This is a genomic window from Luteimonas panaciterrae (genome assembly GCF_020511115.1).
GTDB classification, from domain to species: domain Bacteria; phylum Pseudomonadota; class Gammaproteobacteria; order Xanthomonadales; family Xanthomonadaceae; genus Luteimonas; species Luteimonas panaciterrae.
In genome coordinates this window covers 1-1,286 of the sequence record NZ_JAJAVH010000062.1, presented here as the reverse complement: position 1 = coordinate 1,286, position 1,286 = coordinate 1, and the positions used below count along the sequence as shown (strand labels likewise).

Below are 1,286 nucleotides of genomic sequence, written 5' to 3'. Positions count from 1 at the left end.
GGGGGCGACCTGCTTACTTCCAGGCCATTTCGCCCTTGGCTACCTTGGCGCTGAGTTCGAGCGAGCCTTCGCCGCCCAGGTTCGGGTAGCGTTGCTTGAGTGCGGCGATCAGTTCGGTAGAGTTACGCGCCTTGGCCGTCTCTTCGTCGAATGCGCGGATATAGCCGGCGGTGAAGTCCACGGCCTGCACCCCGGCCGGAATGTCGCCGACGAAGTGGCCCGGGATGACCTTGGCCGGGGCCAGCGCCTTGATCCTGTCCAGCGTGGCCAGCCAGTTCGCATGCGATTCCGGAGTCTGGGTATCGGCCATCCACACATGCTCCCCCGACACCACTGGGATGCCTCCGGCAACAGTACTGATTGAGGGAATCCAAACAAAGCTCCGATCTGGGGTTGGACCATTGAGACCAACGATCTTGAGTTCCTGGCCTTCCAAGGTCAGGGTGTCACCTGCCAACGGCTGCGGGACGATAATCTGCTTGGGCGCGTTATCACCCAATTGCGGACCCCAGAGTGCGAGCTTTTCGTCCTTGGTCGCCTCGATGTGGGCGATGGTCGGCGCGGTGGCCACGATTCTGGCGTCCGGGAAGGCAGCATGCAGCGTGTCTAGGCCGAAGTAATAGTCCGGATCGCCGTGACTGATGTAGATCGTGGTCAGGCGCTTGCCCGACACCCGAATTAGCTCTGCCAGCTTGCGCGCTTGTTCGGCCGAGAATTGGGCGTCGATCAGTATCGCCTCGTTGCTGCCCTGCACGAGCACCGAACTGACCGCGAAGATCGCGCTCTCGCCGGGATTGAAGATCTGTGTGGTCAGCGCTGCCGTCTGGGGATGGGAGGATTGCGGCACGGAGGACTCCTGGTGCTGTGTCGGGGTGGGTTGGGCGGAGTGACAGCCGCCAAGAACCGCGGCCAAAGCCAGTGCACCAGCGGCGGCCAGTGGGAGCAACTGCAGTGTGGTCATAGCGGTCACCGGACCTTCTCGAGCTTGGAAAAACCATTGTAGAAAGTGCCGTCGGGGAAGGTGATATTGCTGTAGACCTGCTCCCGGGCGAAATCTTCCACATGCACCACGGTGGTTTTGTCCTGCTCCTGCCAGTACACCATGTACAGGCCATCGCGCAGCTTCCGGTGCGTGTAGTGGATGGTCTGTACCTGACCCTTGTTGGGTTCTTGCAGTTTGGTGAAGGTCATATCCCCCACCTGGCCGAAGGTGATCTCGAAGGCGTTGCCGGCGCCGAAGTCGACGCGGTAGGCGTGCCCGATGGCGGGCAAGGCATCGATGTCGG

General features: G+C 61.6%; 2 protein-coding genes. Both read right to left on the bottom strand.

The window, feature by feature from the left end; genetic code table 11:
• Positions 1-13: 13 nt before the first annotated feature.
• On the bottom strand, positions 14-961 hold the full coding sequence (locus LG367_RS18260) for an MBL fold metallo-hydrolase (RefSeq protein WP_226470692.1): 948 nt from the start codon (positions 959-961) through the stop codon (positions 14-16).
• A gap of 5 nt (positions 962-966) precedes the next feature.
• Positions 967-1,286 (bottom strand): MoaF-related domain-containing protein (locus LG367_RS18255; protein ID WP_425491010.1); only part of this gene is annotated, 320 nt, incomplete at its 5' end.